This window comes from Streptomyces chartreusis (assembly GCF_008704715.1).
GTDB classification, from domain to species: Bacteria; Actinomycetota; Actinomycetes; order Streptomycetales; family Streptomycetaceae; genus Streptomyces; species Streptomyces chartreusis.
In genome coordinates this window covers 7,049,379-7,069,158 of sequence record NZ_CP023689.1, presented here as the reverse complement: position 1 = coordinate 7,069,158, position 19,780 = coordinate 7,049,379, and the positions used below count along the sequence as shown (strand labels likewise).

Genomic DNA, 19,780 nt, shown 5'->3' with positions numbered 1-19,780 from the left:
GCGGACCCCTCCCCGGAGGACTTCACGCGGATCTCGGCTCCCGAAGAGTCCATGGACGACGACGGCATCCGCGCCTGGGGCATCGCCCCGACGGCACCGCACGGCTGTGGAATCTGTCCGTCACGGCGACCGGCGCCACCTTCGATCGCTCGATTAACGCCCAGGGGTGGCACGGCCCGCGCGCCGCGCCACCCCTGGGGGACCTGCCAGCGTGCCGGTGATCAGCGGCGCTTGTACGACTCCACATAGCCGCCCGCGGGCGTGCCCACGCCCGTCACGTCGTCGTAGCCCTTCACGGCGCTCAGCGAACTGTCCTTGCCGAGGCTGCGGACGGACGTGCTCAGACCGCCCGTCGCGTCATAGCCGTTGACGAAGTCGACGCGGGCCACCGCGAGTCCGGAGCCCGTCGGGTTGTCCGTGACGTCGTGGTACGCCTTCGAGCCGTACCGCGCGTAGATCGCGGGGTTGGCGAAGCCGAGCGGCTTGCCGGCCGCCTCCTGTGCGAGGGCCTGCACGGCCGCGACGACCGGCGCGGCCAGTGAGGTGCCGCCGAGGCGGTACTCGTCGTAGGCCTGCGTCCGCCCGTCCGGCAGGGTCTGCGTCTGGCCCACCAGGAACCCGGTGTTCGGGTCGGCGATCGCCGCGATGTCCGGCACCACCCGGTTGCCGTCGGCGCTGTTGGCCTTCGCCAGCGCGGGCGGGACGACGCCCTGCTGGTAGTAGGGCTCGGCGACCGTCCTGCTGGTGCCGCCGCCCGCGCCCGAGGTGAACGCGCCCGGGAAGCCGGTCCAGCTCTTGCCGTCGGCCGAGAGGGTCGCCTTCTGCGTGCCCCAGCCGGTTTCCCACAGGTACTTCTCGCCCTTGCCGACCGCGAGCGAGGTACCGCCGACCGCCGTCACCCAGGCCGAACTCGCCGGGATGTCCGTCTGCTTGGTGCCGCTGGCCGCGACCTCGTCGCCGTCGTCGCCGGAGGAGTAGTAGAAGCCGATGCCCTCCACCGCGCCGAACTGGAAGACCTGGTCGTACGCGGCCGCCAGGTCCGGGGTCTGCGCGTCCTCGGTCTCGCCCCAGGAGTTGGAGACGATGTCGGCGAGATGGTTGTCGACGATCTTGCTCAGTGAGTCGAGCAGGTCCTCGTCGTAGCAGGAGGCCGCGCCCACGTACGTGATCTGTGCGCCCGGCGCGACCGCGTGCGCGGACTCGACGTCCAGGGTCTCCTCGCCGTACCAGCCGGCCGCCGAGCACTCCTTGGTCCGCGTGTACTTGGCGGGCAGGACCTGCCGCAGCTGACCGGTGCTCCAGGCCGCGTCACCGTTGCGCTTGGCGTAGGTGGCCGCGTCGAAGGCGATGGTCGGGGAGGCGTACGCGTCGGTGATGGCGATCCGCACGCCCTTGCCGGTGCGCTTGCCCGCGCCGTACGCGGCACGCAGCTGCTTGCCGGTGTAACCCTTCACGGCGTACGGGATTTTCGTGCCGTACGCGTCCGGCAGCGTCTTCGCCACGTTCGAGCCGTGGTACGTCGAGAACGGCCCGGCGTTGCGGAACACCGTCTCCGGCGGCGGGAGCTGGTCCCGGTGGCTCGCCAGGTGCGGCGCGTTGTCCAGGCCGGTGACGGTCAGGACCGCGTCCTTCACCGCATCCGGCACCGAGGCCGTCGTCGCCGGGGCGCGGTAGGTCCGGGCGCCCTTGGCGTAGTCGTGCAGCTGTGTGCCGAACGCCTTCTCCGCAGCTGCCACATCGCCGCTGACGGCGACATAGTGCTGCGTGACGCCGGTGACCTTCAGCCCCGCGGCCCTCAACCAGCCCTTGACGGCGGCCACTTGGGCCTTCGTCGCGCCGAAGCGGGCCTGCGCCCGGTCGGCGCTCAGATACTTGCCGTAGGACGCCGAGTGCGGGTCCGACACGGCCTTCGCGTACGCGGTGAGGCCGGCCGCGTCGCGGCCCGCGAGGTAGACGCGCGCGGAGACCCGCGCGCTGTCCGAGGTCGCGCCCTTGTCCGCCCGGGCCGTGGCCCAGGCGGGCTTGGTGCCGGCGAGCCGGTCGCGGCCCGGGGCGTCGGCGGCGTGCGCCGCCGGTATGCCGATGGCCAGCGCGCCGGTGAGGAGAGGCAGTGTCGCCGCCAGACTCACCGAGGTGCGCAGCGCGGCACGTCGAGATCTCATGGAACCCCCTGTGCGATTCGTGTGCGAGTGGATCACCCGACGGTGGCCACTTAAGCGACGAACCGTTCACGCAGGGGGAATGCGCGGCTCAAGAAGGTCCCAACTAACGCAATGACAAGGCCATTTCGGCAGCTGGGAGCGAGGCTTCACGGAAGCTAGGAGCGAGGCTTGGCGTCCCGCTCCTTCAGCATGTCCGCCATCAGCTCGATCTCCGACTGCTGACCGTCCACCATGCCCTGCGCGAGCCGCTTCTCCACGCCGACCGTGCACTTGTCGACACAGCCCTCGGCCATGTGGATGCCGCCCTTGTGATGCTCCGTCATCAGCTGGAGGTAGAAGACCTCCGCCTGCCTGCCGCTCAGGCCCTGGAGCTTCTTCATCTCCGCGTTCGTCGCCATGCCCGGCATCAGGGAGCCGTCCCCGGCGGAGGGCATGCCGCCCATGCCCATCCAGGTCATCGGCGGCTTCGACGACACCTTCGGCAGCTCCCACAGATCCAGCCAGCCCAGCAGCATCCCGCGCTGGTTGGCCTGCGTCTGCGCGATGTCGTACGCCAGCAGCCGCACGTCCTTGTCGTCCGTGCGGTCGCGCACGATGTACGACATCTCCACGGCCTGCTGGTGGTGCACCGCCATGTCCCGGGCGAACCCGGCGTCCGCCGAGTCCGCGGCCGGCGTACCGCCGCTGCCGCCGCCGTCCTCGGCGACGGCGTAGGTGAGCGCGCCGACCGCGACGAGCACTGCCGCCGCGGCCCCCGCGATCCAGCCGACGTGCCGCTTCACTCCGACATACCGCCCGTGCACGCCGCGCCCGGCTCGGGCGTCTGCTTGCCCTGGACGTAGGTCTCGAAGAACTTGCCGACGTTCGGGTCCTTCGCGCCGGTCACCGTGCGCTGCACGCCCCACGCGCTCAGCACGATCGGGTCCTGCTGGCCGTCGTCCGGGCTCATCAGCGTGTAGGGCGTCTGCTTCACCTTCGCCGCCAGCGCCTCGACGTCGGCCTTGGGCGCCTTGGAGTTGTACGTCACCCATACGGCGCCGTGCTCCAGAGAGTGCACCGCGTTCATGTTGTTGACGGCCTTGGTGTAGACGTCGCCGTTGCAGTTCATCCAGACCCGGTCGTGGTCGCCGCCGACCGGGGGCTCCACCGGGTACTTCACGGGCTCGGTGACGTGGGTGCGGCCCAGCGTCCCCTTCCAGGTCTTCAGGCCGTCCTTGTCCGCGACGAGCTTGCCTGCGGTCTTGACCTTGTCGTCCTTGTCCTTGGCGTCGTTGGCCTCGGCCTTGTCGGCCTGGGACTGCACGACGAAGACACCGCCGACGACGAGGCCCGCGACCACCACGCTGCTGGCCACTATCGTCAGGATCCGGTTGCGCCGCTCACGGGCACGCTCGGCGCGCCGCATATCCTCTATACGCGCCTTGCGCGCCGCGTTGCTCTGGTTCTTGGCGGAGCCCATGAGGTCATGTCCTTCGGGGGGAAAGGGACGGTCGGGTCCGCTGATCGTAATGGGGAAGGAGTGACCTCTCGTAGAGAGGTGACGGGAAAGGCCGGAACGGTTCGAGCCGGTCCTGCGGCGGCGGCCCGGCGGCCATATTTTGAACCGTGGATGCGCATTATCTACGCTTCCCTGCATGCGGCTGTTGCGCTCGACCGATCTGGCACTGCGCCTCCTGATGCGGCTCGCCGTCCTCGGGGACGCCACGCCGACGACCCGTGAGGTCGCGGCGGACATGGAGGTGCCGTACACGCATGCCGCGAAGGTCGTCGCCGAGCTCCAGCACATGGGCCTCGTCGACGCCCGCCGGGGCCGCGGCGGCGGGCTCTCGGTCAGCGACAAGGGCCGTACGGCCTCGGTCGGCGCGATCGTGCGCGCCTTCGAGGGGGAGGGCGACGTCGTCGAGTGCGAGGGTGACCACCCCTGCCCGCTCAACTCCGCGTGCCGGCTGCGGGGCGCCCTGCGACGGGCCCAGGAAGCGTTCTTCGCCTCGCTGGACCCGCTGACGGTGGCCGACGTGAGCGCGGACCCGACGGGGCCGCTGCTGCTCCAGATCGGCCGCGCGCCCTAGCCCCGGTGGGGTCCTCCCAGCCGCTGCGCCGCCCTGGCGTCGGTACGGCCCTCCCAGCTGCTGCGCCGCCCTGGCGTCGGTGCGGCGGCCCGCCCGGTGCCCGGTGCGGCTTCAGGCCGCCTGGGCCAGCCAGAGGTCGGGAGGTGGGGCCTCCCGGCCGCGTGCCCTGGCCTCGGTGCGGCGGCCCGGCCGCGGGCCCTGAGCCCCCTGCGGCCTCGGCCCGGCCGGAGCCCCGTGCGGCTTCAGGCCGCCTGGGCCAGCCAGAGGTCGGGTCCGAACACCTCGTAGTGGATGTCGGCCGGAGCCACGCCCCGCTCGATCAGCTGGGTGCGCACCGCCCGCATGAAGGGCAGCGGACCGCACAGGTACGCGCGCGTGCCCCGCGGCACGTCGACGCCGGTGAGGTCGACCAGGCCGGTGCGGTGGGCCGCCTCGGCGCCGTCCTCGTACCAGAAGTGGACCGACGCGTCCGCCAGCTTCCCGGCGTACGCCTCGTGGTCCGCGCGCAGCGCGTGCTCGGCGGGGGAGCGGTCACCGTGCACGACCAGCACCCGGCCCTGGTGCCCCTGGTCCGCGAGCTGGCCCAGCATGGCGACCATCGGCGTCACGCCGATGCCGGCGGAGGCGAGGAGCAGCGGCGCGTCGGCCGCGAGGTCCGTGAGCACGAGATCGCCGTACGGCGCCGACAGGCGCAGCCGGTCGCCGGCCGCCACGTGCGCGTGGAGGTGGTTGGAGACCTCGCCGTCGGGCCCCGCCTCGCCGTGCACCCGCTTCACGCTGAACTGGCGGACCGGTGAGCCGGGCGCGGCGGAGAGGCTGTACTGGCGTATCTGCCGGGCCCCGTCAGCCAGCTCCACCTGCACCGAGACGTACTGCCCGGCCCGGAAGCCCGGTGCCGGGCGGCCGTCGGCGGGGCGCAGCCGGAAGGTGGCGACGTCGGCGGTCTCCTCGACGCGCTCGACGACCTCCCACTCCCGCCACTCGTTCCCGCCCTGCTCCTCGTACAGCCGCTTCTCGATCGCGATCAGCGCGTTCGCCATCAGCCAGTAGACCTCGTCCCAGGCGGCCGCGACCTCGGGCGTGACGGCCTCGCCGAGCACGTCGACGATGGCGGCGAAGAGGTGCTCGTGAACGATCTCGTACTGGTCCGCCGTGACGCCCAGGGAGGCGTGCTTGTGGGCGATCCGGCTCAGCATCGCGTCGGGCCGCTCGTCGGGGCGGGCCACCAGGTGCGTCGCGAAGGCGGCGATCGACCCCGCGAGCGCCTGGCGCTGGGTGCCGGCCGCCTGGTTGCCGCGGTTGAACAGGTCGCGCAGCAGCTCGGGGCGGGCGGCGAACATCCCGGCGTAGAAGCGCTCGGTGATCTCGCCGATGGCCGCCCCGACGACGGGAAGGGTTGCGCGGACGGTGGCGGCGGACTGCTCGGACAGCATCAGGTCTCCTCAGGCTCGGTCGAGTGCCGTGCCTCCATTAAAACTTGCATCCAAGATGCAAATTAAAGCGGGGTGGGTCCTGAGGGGCCGGGCATTACGAATGGGGGTCCGAGCAGGCAAGATGGGCGACGGAGTAGTACACCGGCATACCGGGGCCGTGACGGGACACCTGTCGTAGGCCGGACGTTCGACCCGCGGTCGCCCTGGCGATCAAGGTCCGCAACGCGCCTGAAACGGTGTTGTGGTGTGATGCTCAGGTGCCCGACCGCCTCCTGCGGGACACGGAGACAGGCGGCCTGACCAGCAAGGATGGGGAAGCGGAAGATGGACAAGCAGCAGGAGTTCGTGCTCCGGACGTTGGAGGAGCGCGACATCCGTTTCGTACGCCTGTGGTTCACGGACGTGCTGGGCTTCCTCAAGTCCGTGGCCGTGGCCCCTGCCGAACTGGAGCAGGCCTTCGACGAGGGCATCGGCTTCGACGGCTCGGCGATCGAGGGCTTCGCCCGCGTATACGAGTCGGACATGATCGCCAAGCCGGATCCGTCGACGTTCCAGATCCTGCCCTGGCGCGCCGAGGCCCCCGGCACGGCCCGCATGTTCTGCGACATCCTCATGCCGGACGGCTCCCCGTCCTTCGCGGACCCGCGCTACGTCCTGAAGCGGGCCCTCGCCCGCACCTCCGACCTGGGCTTCACCTTCTACACCCACCCGGAGATCGAGTTCTTCCTGCTGAAGGACCGCCCGCTCGACGGCACGCGCCCCACCCCGGCCGACAACTCCGGCTACTTCGACCACACCCCGCAGAACATCGGCATGGACTTCCGCCGCCAGGCGATCACCATGCTGGAGTCCATGGGCATCTCGGTCGAGTTCTCCCACCACGAGGGCGCGCCGGGCCAGCAGGAGATCGACCTGCGCTACGCCGACGCGCTCTCCACGGCCGACAACATCATGACGTTCCGCCTGGTCATGAAGCAGGTGGCGCTGGAGCAGGGCGTGCAGGCGACGTTCATGCCGAAGCCGTTCTCCGAGCACCCGGGCTCCGGCATGCACACGCACCTGTCCCTCTTCGAGGGCGACCGCAACGCCTTCTACGAGTCGGGCTCCGAGTACCAGCTCTCCAAGGTCGGCCGCTCCTTCATCGCGGGCCTGCTACGGCACGCGGCGGAGATCTCGGCCGTCACCAACCAGTGGGTGAACTCCTACAAGCGCATCTGGGGCGGCTCGGAGCGCACGGCCGGCGCCGGCGGCGAGGCCCCGTCGTACATCTGCTGGGGCCACAACAACCGCAGCGCCCTGGTCCGCGTCCCGATGTACAAGCCCGGCAAGACCGGCTCCGCGCGCGTGGAGGTCCGCTCCATCGACTCCGGCGCCAACCCGTACCTGGCGTACGCCGTCCTGCTCGCGGCGGGCCTGAAGGGCATCGAGGAGGGCTACGAGCTCCCGCCGGGCGCCGAGGACGACGTCTGGGCCCTCTCCAACGCCGAACGCCGCGCCATGGGCATCGAGCCTCTCCCGCAGAACCTCGGCGAGGCCCTCACCCTCATGGAGAACAGCGACCTGGTCGCCGAAACCCTGGGCGAACACGTCTTCGACTTCTTCCTGCGCAACAAGAAGAGCGAGTGGGAGGAGTACCGCTCGGAGGTCACCGCGTTCGAGCTGCGGAAGAACCTGCCGGTTCTGTAGGCACCGAGTGCTGGGGGCTGACATTCAGCAGCGGCCGGCCCCCAGCGCGCGCCAGCTATTGAGTCATCGCCGGAATGGTCGGCAAACGTCGGCGGACGGACACGGTGACGTCGAAATCACCGTCGCCGTTCGTCATGTCGTCGTCGTTGAGCCGCAGCCACAGTTCACAGTCATCCGACTCGGCGGGCACGTGCACCCGGGCGCCCGAACCGATGGGGAACCACTTGCCGTTGTCGTACCCGCCGATCAGCATGGAGCCCCGTACGCCCTCACCATCGGGGAGCGGGTACCACGACTTGGGCGGGCCGCTGATGCCCTCTGGTCCCGTTGCGCCGATGAACATCCACCCCGCCCAGACCCGTCCGGTCGCGGTGAACGTGACCTCGTCCCCGCGGTTCACCCGGATCCCGGTGGGAACCGGTCCCTTGCCGTCGCCCTCACCTACCTTGTAGGTGCCCCCAGCCTCGCGCCCGCCGTACACATTCGCGTCGACGATGCGGACGACATCGGTCGTGCGGGAGACCTGCACCAGGTTGTGCGGCGGCGCCAGATAGCGGACCGTGTACTGGATCGGCGCCACGGGCAAATCCCTGTTCACGGCCAGCTGCCCCTGGATCCAGGGCACGAGGCCCGCGACCGGGTTGGTGATGACCTCCCCGACCACACCGCTCGATCCGCCCAGCACGGCCGCCGTCACCGAACTGCGCGACAGGGTGTTTTTGTGCTCCCCGGTCAGGGCGGCCGTGCCGGAAACGGCCGACTCCCAGCTCGCGTTGAGCGCGGCCTTGACCTCGAAGCTCGTGGCCTCGCTGTCCACCAGGAACGTCAGCAGCCTGCCGTAGGTCACCGTGGCGATATGACACGGTGGGTTGTCGGGGCCGCAATAGGCCTTTACCTGGTCCAGAGTGACATCGTCCGCGAAGAATCGGGGCGGTGATCCGTCGGGGTCAAAAGTGACCTGGTAGTACGACTGGGAGAAATAGCCGAAGGTCGTGCTCCGGCTCGCGCGGGTATTCAGCTGGGCTTTGGCGTCTACTCCCCACCCCGAACCCTTGAGATTGAGGCCGAACCGGAGCATCCCCTCTTCCAGGGTGTCTATCTTCTCCAGCTGGAAGGAAATGGCCGCCGCGCTGTCCTGCGGCTTCAGCTCGTGGATCAGCTCGGTCAGCGCATCCTGGTAGGCGCGCAACGACGGCTCGCTCAACCGACGGGACTGGGATTTCGGGGCGGGGCTGGTGAGGCTTGTCGCGACCGTGATCCAGCCCGGATGGCGCTGCAGCGGAATGGGGGCCAGCGCGCCGGGGGCCACCGAAGCCCCGGTGACGAGTGCACCCGCCCACATGACGTCCGGAATGGGGTTGATCTCTACGAAGTCGGAGACCCGCCGTGACATGCGGATCCGCTGCTCCGACACCTCGACCGCCACACCGTCCACCTCGGTGACACCCGGGCGCTTCACCACCGGACCGGCCTCGTCGGTGTCGTCCCGGTAGGGCAGTGGCGCGAGGGAGCGAATGTAGGTGTCGATGGCCAGCACCTCCGCGCTCACGTCGTGCACGCTGGGCAGCTTTTCGCCGAGACGCGAGGGGAAGAGCTGGAGGTCCCCGGGCCGCAGCTGGGCGGCGCGGTGGCGGGGAAACAGCGCGAGCGTGGCCGCGTCGGGGACGGGGTGGAGCTGCCCGCGCCGGGCCAGGAAGGACTTTCCGTCGGTGCCGATGAGCAGACTGCCGTTCGCGAGCGAGGGAATGGGCGGACCGATTTCGACGGCGAGCAGTTCGTCTGCCAGCACGTGTTTTACGGCGTCCCAGCCCTTGGAGTCCAGCGCCAGTAAGGTCGTGTAATCGGGGACCAGACGGCGCCTGTCATTCTCGATGTAATACACATCGGGTCCGTCGCCGATAATGAGGTCGCCTTTTTCGATCGGCATGATTTCCCCCTCTTTCGAGTGTTCCCCGCACTCTTGAGGAGGCTCAGTTTGGCACCGGCCTGGATTGATCGGAAGGTGGGGCAGCATACCCATTCCAGCCCAATACAATTCAACGGCCCCTCTGATGGGCTCAGGGCATACCGCTCCCCACGGACTCACCAGCACGAAAGGCTGATGCCACCTAAGACGTCATTTCACTTGGTGAGTCTGCGGTGACATGTGATGGTGGCGGCGATGGAGGTAAACGTGAGGAAGTGTTCCGGCTTGCGCTCGTAGCGGCGGTGGAGGCGTCGGCAGCCGGACAGCCACGGTCCGCTCCACGACCCAGCAGTGTCGGCCCAGGCGTCGGGATGACTCGACGCCCTGAATCCCTTATCGCCGTGCAGCCTGCCGGGCCGCCGGCGTCGCGGGCCGCGTCGAGAACGGAGGGGCGGAATGCCGCGGACCAGCGGGATGAGTGCCTGGCTGTCGTGGAGGTTGGCGGCGGATATGCCGACCGACAGAAGCAACCCCTGTCCGTCCACGATGAGGCGGATTTTCAATCCCCTTTTGCCGCGGTCAGTCGGATTCGGTCCCGTCAGCTGCGGCCCGCGACGGACAGTGATGACCAATGAGGACCGCGAGATCTCACGTCAGCGCTGTGACTACCGCGATCCAGACAGGCCGCTCCGGACCATTGTCACTTCCTGCGCAACAAGAAGTCCGAGTGGGAGAAGTACCGCGGCGGGGTCACGGCGTTCGAGCTGGGGAAGAATCTGCCTTGGCACAGCTCAGAGTGGATTCCCGCTGATTCATCGGCTGGGGCCGCCGGTCACGGACCATCGACCGCGGCATCCAGCCCCCTTTCCTCGCGGTGCGTAGCCCACGTTCGGGCAGCGGCAGTGAGTGCGGCTCTGTGAGGCATAGGACGTGTGCGCTCCCAGTCCTCCCATGCGGTGTGGACCGTGCGCGCGAACAAGGTGAGGGTGTCGGGCGCGGCCGCTCGGTATGCGGGAATCTGCCAGGCGATCGCCTCGGCCTGCATCGGTGTGTGCCCGGCCGAGATGAGCCGGGGGATCGTCAGCGCCGTGTCTGCCCATGCAGGGGCAGGGCAGGCAAGCGCCCAGTCCAGGAGAAGCAGTTCGTCAGCGTCTCTCATGAGCATGTTGTGGGGAGACATGTCCGTGTGGGCGAGTGCCCTGCCTCGCAACCCGCTCGCTACGTCCTCGGGCAGGGATTCTGCCCACCGCGTGTGAAGAGGTTTCTTGTTCAGAGTCTCGGGCCACGGCGTTCGGGATACAGCGGTGAGCGTGTGCACGAGGGCGGCGAGATCGTTGGATCCCGGACTCAGGTCGGGGTATCGGCCCTCGATGTATTCGTATCCGTAGAGCTGCCATCCACAGGCGTCGACCTCCCACAGTACGCGCGGGGCGCGGGGCGCCAACTGCGTGACCTTGGCCTCGTGGCGGTAGACCCACGCCTGTGGGTCATCGTGGCGGGTGCCCTTGACGAAGGCGCGGCCGGTTCGGGCGTCGACGGTGCAGGCGAGTCGGGACATGACGCCGTGCGGCGCGGTCCGAGCGTCGTCGACCGGGCCCGTGTATCGCTCGACGGCGGTACGGGTTTCTGCTGGTAGGTCGTGCCATTCGATTCGATCCACCCGCGGTCTCCTGCGTTGGTCGAGCAAGGGGGCCGGCCCCCGGTCAGGCCACAGCGTGGCACAGGCCCAGGGGCCGACAGGGCACCGTCAGGGACGGAACGGGCTGTTCGAGCAATTCGCGTGGCACTGCGAGCACTCAGCGAGGTCCAGCTCCGGCCAGAACTCCATGTCGATCTCGTACCCGGCGAGTGTGATCGCGTCGACCGTCCGAGAGCGGAGGGCCTTGCCACCCCCATGCTCCTCCGGGTCGAGGTATCCGGGCTGGTGGTCCAGGAACCGGCCGAACTTCTCCTCACAGAACCTCCGGTACGCCTTGGTGTGGAGCAGGAAGGCGTGCCAGAAGTCGTCTACGAGGGGGGATGGACTGAGCGGCTTCTCGCTGTAGTCACACGCGGCGAGGAAGGCAAGCATCTGTCCGACGCCGCGGTCGGCATGCCCCGCGGTCAGTTGCGGGAACTTGGCGCGCATGTTGTCGACCAGAGTTTCCCGCAGTTCCGTACTGATCAGCGTCCGCGCGTCGATCCCGGCGCGCCTCTCTGCTGTGGTCACGTTCCGTACCTCCTTGTGTTGGGTGGTGCATCGGATGTGTTCATGCGCCGTGCCGGACCCGCTGCTGGCAGCCTCGGCTGCGGTGCGCGGCGTATCTGGCCGCAGGACGGCGCCCGGCCGGGCCGGGATGACACCTGGCGGAGGTCGGGAACTGCGAGGTCGGTGCGAAGAGACGGGGCGTGGTTGGCCTGAACGGGTCAGCGCGTAGCGGCCGGGGCTCGTGGCCTGCGCTGTGGCGATCGCTCACAGCAGGCCCCCAAGGTCCTCGTCGCGCAGCGTGAGGATGCGCCCAGTCTGGTAGTGGTACAGCTCCAGTTGGGATGGATCGAGAACGAGCAGGGACTCGGAGGTGCCGCCGTCGTCGTAGTGGACAGTGATCGGCAGGCCACCGTGTTGGGCGCGGGCGTCGTACGTAACGTCGCGTTCTAGCGGCGTGGCGTAAGCGACTTGGGGCTGCACGGGGCGCAGCGTGTTGCCGTCGTTGGGCGCCGACCACTTGTCGCCGCCGCCAGGCGGACACAGGTGATAGGTGTTCCTTCCCTCGGCCGGCTGCGTGATGACGACGCCGATTTGCCCGCCCTTCGATGTGTCTCGGGCAAGGTCGCCAAGGCGGGGGTGAAAGGGCGCGGCGGTGCCTAACTGGCCGCCTTGTGAGGGCTGGTAGGGGGTTCCTCGTCGACTCATGCCCCTGAAGTTAAAAGGGCGTCAGGGGACCAACATGAATCAGAGGAATACGACCCTCATCCGTCGAGATGGAAGCGGTTCGACATGCGGCGCAGCTTCTCTCGGGTGGTCGCGCGCTCGTTGTGGACGATGCTGCGCAGCGTCGAACGCGCGATGGGATGGTTGCGAACCAGTTGCGGGGCGATGCGTTCGGCCGTCTCCAGTTCGAACAGTGCCTTGTCGCGGTTGCCGTCCCACAGCCATGCGCGAGCGAGGTCCATGTGATGGTGCCCTTGGCGGGAGTTCGGCAACGCAGCAACCAAGTCGGGGCTGGTGCGGCGGTTGAGGGAAAGGGCCCGTGTTTGGTCGCCGGTCTCCAGCGCGACGCTGATCGCGTGAATCTGGACGTTGCCGGGTGAGAACGTCACGGAGTGCCGGTCGTAGACGGGCGGCCCTTGGCGCCCGTGCATACGCTCAGCGGCTGCGCGAGCGTGCGCGATTCGATCCTCGGATTCAGACGGTCGGCCCGCTCGGGCCGCCGATACGGCAGCACGCAGTTGGAGTGACCCCCACATGCGGATGGCAAGCGGGTCGCCATGGTCGTACACGTCCTGAATGGCACGCAGAGCCTTGTCGGACAGGTACAAGGAATCGTCCCAATCCGCGGTTGTCCACATGTCCCAAACGCGCATCCAATCAGCAAGCGCGGGCATGATGGGGTCGCCGGACAACCGAGCGGACCATGCCGCACGCTCAGCGGTCATGGTGATCAGTTCGGCGTGTCCGAGGGCGTGCGCGGCAGTGTGGGCGAACTTGCAGGCGACGGCGTACACAGCGTAGGCCTCTTCGCGCTCACGGCCCGCGGCGGCTTCGGCCAGGGCGCGCGCCTCGCGCAGCAGATCGGGCAGCACCCGAAGGATGGCGGTGTTCGCGGCAGCGTCCCTCAGACGGTGCAGCCTGGTCATATCGCGCCACAGCTCGCTGGACGTCCGGGGAGTGCCGTCGAATGCTGGTGCGAGGTCGTAGCGGCGCAGTTCCCGCAGGATGGACCCGGCGGCGACCTGCCACTGGTTCTCGGCGGGACTGCTCGTGTACGGGCGCCCGATCAGGTCGTTGGGGTGTACGTGCAACTCGGCCGCAATGGCATTGAGCAGACCAACGCGGTCTATCTCGATCTGTCCGCGCTCCATCTTCGACACCCACCCCTGAGACTTTCCCAAAGCGACGGCGAGGTCTGCCTGTGGCATGCCAAGGCGCAGCCGCGCCCGGCGAATACGGCGTCCGATCTCCTCGGCTTCTTCCAGCATGCGCGGGACTCCATCCGTTCCGACTCTGCTCAGAACGGTACCCATGACTTGCATTGGGCGTCGTGCGCGATCGCGGAACGGAAGAAGTGCCCCGGTACTGCCAACGAGAGGCGGCAACTCCCCCTCATTCAGGCACCGAAGCCGTCAGCACAGAGAGGCGCCCCGCCGACGGGGGAAGATCGGCGGGGCGCTTGGTGCCGCAGTGGTTCAGGGGTGGCGGCGGGCCGAGCTCAGAGGTGCCGGAAGGCCCGGCTCAGTGGACGGAGTGCTCGTCCAGCGGGAACGTGCCGCCGACGACGTCGTCCGCGAACGCCTTCGCCGCGTCGCCCATGGCCCGGCGCAGGTCGGCGTACTGCTTGACGAACTTGGGGACGCGGCCGCCGGTCAGGCCCATCATGTCCGTCCAGACCAGGACCTGTGCGTCGGTCTCCGGGCCGGCGCCGATGCCGACGGTCGGGATGTGCAGGACGCGCGTCACCTCGGCCGCCAGCTCCGCCGGGACCAGCTCCAGGACGACCGCGAACGCGCCCGCGTCCTGGACCGCCTTGGCGTCGCGCAGCAGTTGCTGGGCCGCCTCCTCGCCGCGGCCCTGGACGCGGTAGCCCATGGCGTTGACGGACTGCGGGGTCAGGCCGATGTGCGCCATGACCGGGATGCCGGACTCGACGAGGAGCCGGATCTGGTCGTGCGAGCGCTCGCCGCCCTCCAGCTTCACGGCGCCGACCCCGGCCTCCTTGACCAGCCGGGTCGCCGAGCGCAGCGCCTGCACCGGGCCCTCCTGGTACGAGCCGAAGGGCAGGTCGCCGACGATGAGAGCGCGGGAGGTGCCGCGTACGACGGCCGCCGAGAGCATGGTCATCTCGTCGAGCGTCACGGGCACGGTGGTCTCGTAGCCGAGGTGGCAGTTGCCCGCCGAGTCGCCGACGAGCATGACCGGGATGCCGGCCTCGTCGAAGACGGACGCGGTCATCGCGTCGTAGGCGGTGAGCATGGGCCACTTCTCGCCCCGCTCCTTGGCGAGGGCGATGTCCCGAACAGTGATGCGCCGAGTGCCCTTGCCCCCGTACAGCGCCTTGCTGCCGTCGGAGGGCTTCGCCTGAGGCGTCTGGGCAGCCGAAAGCTGCGTCATTGCAACGGCTCCTTCTGTCATCTCGAGGCGCCCTGACGGCGTCCCCGGATCCTCTCCATGGTGGCACTTCGTGCCAGTCGGGGCCAGGCCCCCTCGTGTGAGATCCACCCCGCGTAAGTTCTCGGTAAGAAATTAAGATACGAGACGGTTCCGTATCGAAAATCTCCTAGGCTCGACAGCATGACTTCTCCCGTCCCTGACACCGGCTCCCGGATACCGGAGGCCGTGCACCGGCGCCGCTGGGCGATCCTCGGCGTGCTGATGCTCAGCCTGCTGATCGTCGTGCTGGACAACTCCATCCTGAACGTCGCCATCAAGACCATCTCGACCCCCGCGCCGACCGGCCTCGGCGCCACGCAGAGCGAGCTGGAATGGGCGATCAACGCCTACACCCTCGTCTTCGCGGGCCTGCTGTTCAGCGCGGGCATCCTGGGTGACCGACTCGGCCGCAAGAAGGTGCTGCTCGGCGGGCTCGCCGTGTTCGGCATCGGCTCCGCGCTCGCCGCGTTCTCCGGCTCCCCCGGTGAGCTGATCACCTTCCGCGCGGTGATGGGCCTCGGCGCGGCCTTCGTCATGCCGGCCACCCTCGCCGTGCTGATGAACGTCTTCGAGCGGGACGAGCAGCCCAAGGCCATCGGCATCTGGGCCGGCGGCGTCGGACTCGCCATCGCCATCGGCCCCATCACGGGCGGTCTGCTGCTCGACCACTTCTGGTGGGGTTCGGTCTTCCTCATCAACGTGCCGATCGTGCTCCTCGCGCTCGGGCTGATGCTGTGGCTGGTCCCGGACTCGCGCGACCCGAACCCCGGCCGGATCGACCCGATCGGCGTGGTGCTCTCCGTCGTCGGCCTGGTCCTGCTCGTCTACGGCATCATCAAGGGCGGCCAGCTCGCCGACTTCACGGACGTGACGGTCCTCGCGACGATCGCCGCCGGCCTCGCCGTGCTCGCCGCCTTCGTGGTGTTCGAGAAGCGCAGCGACCATCCGTCCGTCGACATCACGTACTTCCGCAACAAGGTCTTCTCCGCCGCGATCGGCGTCATCGCGCTGGTCTTCTTCGCGCTGATGGGCGTGACGTTCTTCTCGGTCTTCTACACCCAGAGCGTGCGCGGCTACTCGCCGCTGGAGACCGGTCTGCTGATGCTGCCGCTGGCCGCCGCGCAGATGATCTTCGCGCCGCGCGCCCGGCTGCTGGTCGACCGGTTCGGCAACCGGGCCACGACGACCGGCGCCATGCTGCTGATCGCGCTCACGCTGGCCGCGTTCGCGACCTTCGAGGCGGACACGCCGATCTGGCTGCTTGAGGTCGTGTTCTTCTTCATGGGCGCTGCGATGGCCCACATCATGACGCCCGTCAGCGTCGTCATCATGCAGGCCCTGCCCCGCGAGAAGGCCGGTTCCGCCTCCGCGCTGAGCAACACCTTCCGCCAGGTCGGAGGCGCCCTCGGCATCGCCGTCCTCGGCTCGGTCCTGTCGACGGCGTACCGCAACGGCATCGAGGACCGGCTCGGCGCGCTGCCCGCGGGCGTACGGCACACGGCGGGCGAGTCCATCGAGGCCACGCTCGGCGTCGCCGACCGGCTCGGCCCGCGCGGCGAGGCCCTCATCGGCCCGGCGCACGACGCGTTCCTGCACGCCATGCACATCACGGCGCTGTGGGGCGCCGGGATCGCGGTGCTCGGCGCGGTGGTCGTGGCGCTGTTCCTGCCGGGACGGCCCGCGGCCGCGCAGAAGAGCGAGGAGGAGCAGGAGTTGGTGGCCTCGGAGTAGCGGAACGCGCTCATGCGGCCGGCGCGCGCCACGGTGCCGTACCCGGGGGACAATCAGCACAGCCCACGGAAAGGACCGACCAAGTGAGCCTCGCCGACAGTCATCCCCGGCCGGAAGGACCCGGCCGGGGCCGCCCCCGCAGCGAGGCCGTGGAGCGGTCCATCATCGAGGGCGTCATCAGACTGCTGGAGGAGGGCGTGCCGCTCGCGGAGCTTTCCATCGAGCGCATCGCCCGCACCGCCGGCGTCGGCAAGGCCACCATCTACCGCCGCTGGAACGGCAAGGAGGAGCTCTTCGTCGACGTCGTGCGCGCCGCCGAGCCCCCGGACCCCGAACTGCCCGGCACCTCGGTGCGCGACGATCTCGTGACGCTGCTGGAGCAGTTGCGCCAACGCGGCCTGATGACCCGGTCGTCGGTGCTCATGCACAACGTCATCGCCCAGATGAAGAGCAGCCCGAAGATCTGGGACGCCTACCACTCGATCGTCGTCGAGCCGCGGCGCAGGACACAGCACGCGATCCTGCGCCGCGGGCAGGAGGGCGGCGAACTGCGCACGGACATCGACGTCGACGTGCTGAACGACATGATCTTCGGCCCGATGCTGGTGCGTGCCGTCATGCGCCCGGACGCCGATCTTCCCGAAGGGCTGTCGGAGCAGATGGTCGACGCCGTCCTCGAAGGTCTACGGCCCGTCAGTTCGCGCACTCCGTAGTACGCATGTGCGCGTTTCGTCACAGAGCGCGCTTTCCCCGCCCGTGACCGGAACTCCGGACGCCGACTTGTACGTCCTCGACCCCGTACGGCCGTCATGAGTACGGCATGAACGGAGCCGATCATCCCCTAGGGTTTCTATGGGCGCGGGGGGACGACGGTGTGCACGGCAGGTAGTGAGGCGACGGTATGGCGCAGCAGGCGTACGTGACGGAGACGGACAGCGGCGGCTCGGAGCCCGACCGCCGGGAATCCGGGTTCCGGCGCCTGCCAGGACGCCTGATCTCGGGCTGGCGGGGCGACCCGCACATCTGGCGGCGCGGGATCGTGCTGGCCGCCGTCGCGGTGGTTCTCGCCCTGGTGATGGGGCTGCACGCACGGATCCCGAACGCCATCGGCAACCTCGGCTCCCTGATCGAGACGTTCCTGCCCTGGCTGGGCCTGCTCATCCCGGTGCTCGTAGTGCTGGGCCTGGTCCGCAAGTCCGCGACCGCGCTGATCGCGGTGCTGCTGCCGGCGATCGTCTGGCTGAACCTCTTCGGCGGCCAGCTCAGCGACAAGACCGGCTCCGGCGGCGATCTGACGGTGGCCACGCACAACGTCAACGCCGACAACCCCGATCCCGCCGACACCGCCCAGGACGTCGCCGCGTCCGGCGCGGACGTCGTGGCGCTGGAGGAGCTGACGGCCGACGCGGTCCCGACGTACGAGAAGGCGCTGGCGTCGACGTACAAGTACCACTCGGTGCAGGGCACGGTCGGGCTGTGGAGCAAGTACCCGCTGAGCGGCGTCCGGTCCGTCGACATCCAGCTGGGCTGGACCCGCGCCATGCGGGCCGCGGTGACCACGCCGGCCGGGCAGGTCGCGGTGTACGTGGCCCATCTGCCGTCGGTGCGCGTGAAGATGGAGGCCGGGTTCACCGCCCGGCAGCGCGACAAGAGCGCCGACGCTCTGGGCGAGGCCATCGCCGACGAGCCGCTGCAGAAGGCCGTCCTGCTCGGCGACCTGAACGGCACGATGAACGACCGCGCGCTGCGGGCCATCACCGCCCAGATGCGGTCCACGCAGGGCGCCTCGGGCAGCGGGATGGGATTCAGCTGGCCGGCGTCGTTCCCGATGGCGCGGATCGACCAGATCATGGTGAAGGGCATCGAGCCGATGAGCTCGTGGACGCTGCCGGAGACGGGCAGCGACCATCTGCCGATCGCGGCGCGTGTGAAGGTCGACACATCCGCGTCCTGAAAATCCCAGGTCAGCGCCGTCTGGACGGGTGTTTGCAACCGGGCTGTCAGCTGCCGGAATACTGCGCCTGAGAGACTTTGTTCCGTACTTGAACATACGAAGTCGCGGAACACCGCTCTCTACACCCCGAAAGGCAACGGCCCTCCATGCCCCTGGCCCTGCTCGCCCTCGCCGTGGGCGCGTTCGGTATCGGTACGACCGAGTTCGTGATGATGGGCCTGCTGCCCGAAGTCGCGGGCGACCTGGACATCTCGATCCCCACCGCCGGGCATCTGGTCTCGGCCTACGCCCTCGGCGTCGTCATCGGCGCCCCGCTGCTCGCCGCGGTCACGGCGCGGATGCCGCGCCGCACCGTACTGATCGGCCTCATGGCCCTGTTCGTCGCGGGCAACGCCCTGTCCGCGTTCGCCCCGGACTACGACTGGCTGATCGCCGCCCGCTTCCTGAGCGGCCTGCCGCACGGCGCCTTCTTCGGCGTCGGCGCGGTCGTGGCGACGAGCATGGTCGCGCCGGAGCGCAAGGCCCGCTCCGTGTCGCTGATGTTCCTCGGCCTGACCGTGGCCAACATCGCGGGCGTGCCGGCGGGCACGCTCCTGGGGCAGCACCTGGGCTGGCGGGCCACGTTCCTCGGCGTGAGCGCGATCGGGCTGGCGGCGATGGCGTCGCTGGCGCTGCTCATCCCGCGAGCACAGGAGAACGCCGCCCCGGCCGCCGGGCTGCGCGGCGAGCTGGCCGCGCTGCGCTCGGTGCCGGTGTGGCTGGCGCTCGGCACGACGGTCGCGGGCTTCGGGGCGCTCTTCGCCGCGTACAGCTATGTCACGCCGATGCTGACGGACGCCGCCGGGTACGCCGACAGCAGTGTGACGCTGCTGCTGGCGCTGTTCGGTGTGGGTGCGACCGTCGGCAACCTGCTGGGCGGGCGGCTGGCGGACCACGCGATGCGGGGGACGCTGTTCGGGGGCCTGATCTCGCTGGCGGTGGTCCTGGCGCTGTTCCCGCTGCTGATGTCCACGGCGTGGAGTGCGGCACTGGCGGTGACCCTGCTCGGCATGGCGGCGTTCGTGACGGGCTCGCCGCTGAACCTGATGGTGATGGAGAAGGCGGCGTCGGCTCCGTCGCTGGCGTCCTCTGCCAACCAGGCGGCGTTCAACCTCGCGAATGCGGGCGGCGCCTGGATCGGCGGGCTGGCCCTCGCGGCGGGCTTCGGGGTGACGTCCCCGGCGCTGGCGGGCGCGGTACTGGCGGTGCTGGGGCTCGGCGTGGCCGGGGCGGCGTATGCCGTGGACCGGCGGCGGGGTGCTGCGTCCTCCGGGCGGGCGCGGGTGGTTGCGGGGCGGGTTCCTCGGCCGGCCGAAACGGTTCAGCGCTGAGGTCGTCCGGGTAGGGCGCGACTACGGATGTGGCGCGGTGTGCCGTCGGTCGGGTGCCGCGCCGTCGTGGCTGGTCGCGCAGTTCCCCGCGCCCCTTCACGGCGCTATCCGTAGGTCCCTTG

General features: G+C 69.4%; 17 protein-coding genes and 1 pseudogene. 7 read left to right on the top strand and 11 right to left on the bottom strand.

Translation table 11 applies throughout. The annotated features are described in order from the left end of the window. Positions 1 to 221: 221 nt before the first annotated feature. The 3 genes from CP983_RS31110 to CP983_RS31100 form a co-directional block, all read right to left on the bottom strand. Positions 222 to 2,162 (bottom strand): S53 family peptidase, encoded by a 1,941-nt coding sequence (locus CP983_RS31110; protein WP_150503275.1) that lies wholly within the window; start codon positions 2,160 to 2,162, stop codon positions 222 to 224. A 155-nt stretch (positions 2,163 to 2,317) separates the two neighbouring features. Further along, a complete protein-coding gene (locus tag CP983_RS31105; protein WP_150503273.1) occupies positions 2,318 to 2,944 on the bottom strand; it encodes a DUF305 domain-containing protein in 627 nt (208 codons plus the stop codon). Then, positions 2,941 to 3,621, bottom strand: a complete 681-nt coding sequence (locus CP983_RS31100; protein WP_150503271.1) for a DUF3105 domain-containing protein — start codon at positions 3,619 to 3,621, stop codon at positions 2,941 to 2,943. Before CP983_RS31100 ends, CP983_RS31105 begins: the two co-directional genes overlap by 4 nt. Positions 3,622 to 3,796: 175 nt before the next feature. On the opposite strand from CP983_RS31100, the gene CP983_RS31095 reads away from it, so the two are divergent. Next, complete coding sequence (locus CP983_RS31095; protein WP_150503269.1) at positions 3,797 to 4,231, top strand: Rrf2 family transcriptional regulator; 435 nt, start codon at positions 3,797 to 3,799, stop codon at positions 4,229 to 4,231. A gap of 242 nt (positions 4,232 to 4,473) precedes the next feature. Here CP983_RS31095 and CP983_RS31085 read toward each other — a convergent pair whose 3' ends face one another. Next, positions 4,474 to 5,664, bottom strand: a complete 1,191-nt coding sequence (locus tag CP983_RS31085; RefSeq protein WP_150503267.1) for a globin domain-containing protein — start codon at positions 5,662 to 5,664, stop codon at positions 4,474 to 4,476. A 324-nt stretch (positions 5,665 to 5,988) separates the two neighbouring features. On the opposite strand from CP983_RS31085, the gene CP983_RS31080 reads away from it, so the two are divergent. After that, entirely contained in the window at positions 5,989 to 7,350 is a 1,362-nt protein-coding gene (locus CP983_RS31080) for a glutamine synthetase family protein (RefSeq protein WP_125526392.1), read from the top strand. A 55-nt stretch (positions 7,351 to 7,405) separates the two neighbouring features. On the opposite strand, the gene CP983_RS31075 is transcribed toward CP983_RS31080, so the two are convergent. Further along, positions 7,406 to 9,277, bottom strand: a complete 1,872-nt coding sequence (locus CP983_RS31075) for a thiol-activated cytolysin family protein (RefSeq protein ID WP_167537791.1) — start codon at positions 9,275 to 9,277, stop codon at positions 7,406 to 7,408. A 194-nt stretch (positions 9,278 to 9,471) separates the two neighbouring features. Next, a complete protein-coding gene (locus CP983_RS31070; protein ID WP_268256210.1) occupies positions 9,472 to 9,888 on the bottom strand; it encodes a transposase in 417 nt (138 codons plus the stop codon). A 72-nt stretch (positions 9,889 to 9,960) separates the two neighbouring features. Here CP983_RS31070 and CP983_RS45260 point away from each other — a divergent pair. After that, positions 9,961 to 10,038: pseudogene (locus tag CP983_RS45260) on the top strand (glutamine synthetase); the annotation flags it as partial. Between the two features lie 50 nt (positions 10,039 to 10,088). Here the strand turns inward: CP983_RS45260 and CP983_RS31060 are convergent. From CP983_RS31060 to panB, 5 genes are all read right to left on the bottom strand, one after another. Further along, complete coding sequence (locus tag CP983_RS31060; RefSeq protein WP_150503263.1) at positions 10,089 to 10,916, bottom strand: phosphotransferase; 828 nt, start codon at positions 10,914 to 10,916, stop codon at positions 10,089 to 10,091. An 87-nt stretch (positions 10,917 to 11,003) separates the two neighbouring features. Beyond that, positions 11,004 to 11,465, bottom strand: a complete 462-nt coding sequence (locus CP983_RS31055) for a glycine-rich domain-containing protein (protein ID WP_150503261.1) — start codon at positions 11,463 to 11,465, stop codon at positions 11,004 to 11,006. Between the two features lie 243 nt (positions 11,466 to 11,708). After that, a complete protein-coding gene (locus CP983_RS44845; RefSeq protein WP_229914731.1) occupies positions 11,709 to 12,149 on the bottom strand; it encodes a hypothetical protein in 441 nt (146 codons plus the stop codon). Positions 12,150 to 12,205: 56 nt separating this feature from the next. Further along, on the bottom strand, positions 12,206 to 13,435 hold the full coding sequence (locus tag CP983_RS31045; RefSeq protein WP_150503259.1) for a helix-turn-helix domain-containing protein: 1,230 nt from the start codon (positions 13,433 to 13,435) through the stop codon (positions 12,206 to 12,208). 253 nt (positions 13,436 to 13,688) lie between these two features. Further along, the gene (gene panB / locus CP983_RS31040) at positions 13,689 to 14,564 is read right to left on the bottom strand and encodes a 3-methyl-2-oxobutanoate hydroxymethyltransferase (RefSeq protein ID WP_107906927.1); all 876 of its coding nucleotides are present in this window, start codon (positions 14,562 to 14,564) and stop codon (positions 13,689 to 13,691) included. Between the two features lie 180 nt (positions 14,565 to 14,744). Between panB and CP983_RS31035 the strand changes: the two genes are divergently transcribed. From CP983_RS31035 to CP983_RS31020, 4 genes are all read left to right on the top strand, one after another. Beyond that, entirely contained in the window at positions 14,745 to 16,334 is a 1,590-nt protein-coding gene (locus CP983_RS31035) for an MFS transporter (RefSeq protein WP_163017008.1), read from the top strand. 83 nt (positions 16,335 to 16,417) lie between these two features. Further along, positions 16,418 to 17,047 (top strand): TetR/AcrR family transcriptional regulator, encoded by a 630-nt coding sequence (locus tag CP983_RS31030; RefSeq protein ID WP_107906925.1) that lies wholly within the window; start codon positions 16,418 to 16,420, stop codon positions 17,045 to 17,047. A gap of 188 nt (positions 17,048 to 17,235) precedes the next feature. Then, positions 17,236 to 18,288 (top strand): endonuclease/exonuclease/phosphatase family protein, encoded by a 1,053-nt coding sequence (locus CP983_RS31025; protein ID WP_150503257.1) that lies wholly within the window; start codon positions 17,236 to 17,238, stop codon positions 18,286 to 18,288. Positions 18,289 to 18,434: 146 nt separating this feature from the next. Beyond that, positions 18,435 to 19,658 carry an MFS transporter gene (locus CP983_RS31020; RefSeq protein WP_150503256.1) on the top strand — a complete coding sequence of 408 codons (1,224 nt, stop codon included), beginning with the start codon at positions 18,435 to 18,437 and terminating at the stop codon, positions 19,656 to 19,658. Positions 19,659 to 19,780: the final 122 nt, after the last annotated feature.

Coding starts and splice junctions, on each gene's coding strand:
- panB (WP_107906927.1), bottom strand. CDS start 14,564: ATGACGCAGCTTTCGGCTGCCCAGACGCCTCAGGCGAAGCCCTCCGAC.
- CP983_RS44845 (WP_229914731.1), bottom strand. CDS start 12,149: ATGAGTCGACGAGGAACCCCCTACCAGCCCTCACAAGGCGGCCAGTTA.
- CP983_RS31095 (WP_150503269.1), top strand. CDS start 3,797: ATGCGGCTGTTGCGCTCGACCGATCTGGCACTGCGCCTCCTGATGCGG.
- CP983_RS31110 (WP_150503275.1), bottom strand. CDS start 2,162: ATGAGATCTCGACGTGCCGCGCTGCGCACCTCGGTGAGTCTGGCGGCG.
- CP983_RS31035 (WP_163017008.1), top strand. CDS start 14,745: ATGACTTCTCCCGTCCCTGACACCGGCTCCCGGATACCGGAGGCCGTG.
- CP983_RS31085 (WP_150503267.1), bottom strand. CDS start 5,664: ATGCTGTCCGAGCAGTCCGCCGCCACCGTCCGCGCAACCCTTCCCGTC.
- CP983_RS31080 (WP_125526392.1), top strand. CDS start 5,989: ATGGACAAGCAGCAGGAGTTCGTGCTCCGGACGTTGGAGGAGCGCGAC.
- CP983_RS31020 (WP_150503256.1), top strand. CDS start 18,435: ATGCCCCTGGCCCTGCTCGCCCTCGCCGTGGGCGCGTTCGGTATCGGT.
- CP983_RS31075 (WP_167537791.1), bottom strand. CDS start 9,277: ATGCCGATCGAAAAAGGCGACCTCATTATCGGCGACGGACCCGATGTG.
- CP983_RS31100 (WP_150503271.1), bottom strand. CDS start 3,621: ATGGGCTCCGCCAAGAACCAGAGCAACGCGGCGCGCAAGGCGCGTATA.
- CP983_RS31025 (WP_150503257.1), top strand. CDS start 17,236: ATGGCGCAGCAGGCGTACGTGACGGAGACGGACAGCGGCGGCTCGGAG.
- CP983_RS31045 (WP_150503259.1), bottom strand. CDS start 13,435: ATGCTGGAAGAAGCCGAGGAGATCGGACGCCGTATTCGCCGGGCGCGG.